We start from the raw sequence: 1,189 nt of genomic DNA on the forward strand, positions 1-1,189 counted from the left end.
AACAAGCATTATTTATTCAATGATCTTAGAGACGATACCGGCACCAACAGTACGACCACCTTCACGAATAGCAAAACGAAGTTTCTCTTCCATCGCTATCGGAACGATCAACGAAACATCCATCGCAACATTGTCACCTGGCATAACCATTTCCGTTCCTTCTGGAAGTGTAACAATACCTGTAACATCCGTCGTACGGAAGTAAAACTGAGGACGATAATTTGTAAAAAATGGCGTATGACGTCCACCTTCATCTTTTGTCAAAATGTAAGCTTCTGCTTTAAAACGCGTATGAGGTGTAACAGATCCTGGCTTTGCCAATACTTGACCACGCTCAATCCCTTCACGATCAACACCACGTAGAAGAGCTCCTATATTATCACCCGCTTGACCTTGATCTAAAAGCTTGCGGAACATTTCAACACCTGTAACCGTCGTCTTAGATGTTGGACGAATACCGATAATCTCGATTTCCTCTCCAACTTTAATAACACCACGCTCAACACGACCCGTAACAACGGTTCCACGACCCGAAATCGAAAATACATCTTCTATCGGCATCAAAAATGGTTGATCAACAGGACGTTCAGGGGTTGGAATATAATTATCAACTTCACTCATTAAAAGACGAACAGCATCTTCACCAATGCTTTTATCCTTATCTTCAAGAGCTGCCAACGCAGAACCCTTAACAATTGGTATATCATCACCTGGGAAATCATACTTGGATAAAAGTTCCCGAACCTCAAGCTCTACAAGCTCCAAAAGTTCTGCATCATCAACCTGATCAACTTTATTAAGAAAAACAACAATTGCTGGAACACCAACCTGACGCGCAAGCAAAATATGCTCACGTGTCTGAGGCATTGGACCATCAGCTGCTGAAACAACCAAAATAGCACCATCCATCTGTGCTGCCCCTGTGATCATGTTTTTCACATAATCAGCGTGTCCCGGACAATCAACGTGCGCATAGTGACGATTTTCCGTTTCATACTCAACGTGTGCTGTAGAAATAGTAATTCCACGTGCGCGCTCCTCTGGCGCAGCATCAATTTGGTCATAGGCTTTAAATTCACCAAAATATTTCGTAATCGCTGCTGTCAACGAGGTCTTCCCATGATCAACGTGACCAATCGTACCAATATTAACATGCGGTTTTGTTCGTTCAAACTTGCTCTTCGCCATT

General features: G+C 42.9%; 1 protein-coding gene. It reads right to left on the reverse strand.

From position 1 onward, the window contains the following. Positions 1 to 12: 12 nt before the first annotated feature. Positions 13 to 1,188, reverse strand: coding sequence for an elongation factor Tu (tuf, locus tag PVV63_RS10245; RefSeq protein ID WP_012755022.1), 1,176 nt, complete (start codon positions 1,186 to 1,188; stop codon positions 13 to 15). Position 1,189: the final 1 nt, after the last annotated feature.

Source organism: Bartonella sp. CM31XJBT, assembly GCF_028618555.1.
In the GTDB taxonomy this organism is placed as follows: Bacteria; Pseudomonadota; Alphaproteobacteria; order Rhizobiales; family Rhizobiaceae; genus Bartonella.

Coding starts and splice junctions, on each gene's coding strand:
- tuf (WP_012755022.1), bottom strand. CDS start 1,188: ATGGCGAAGAGCAAGTTTGAACGAACAAAACCGCATGTTAATATTGGT.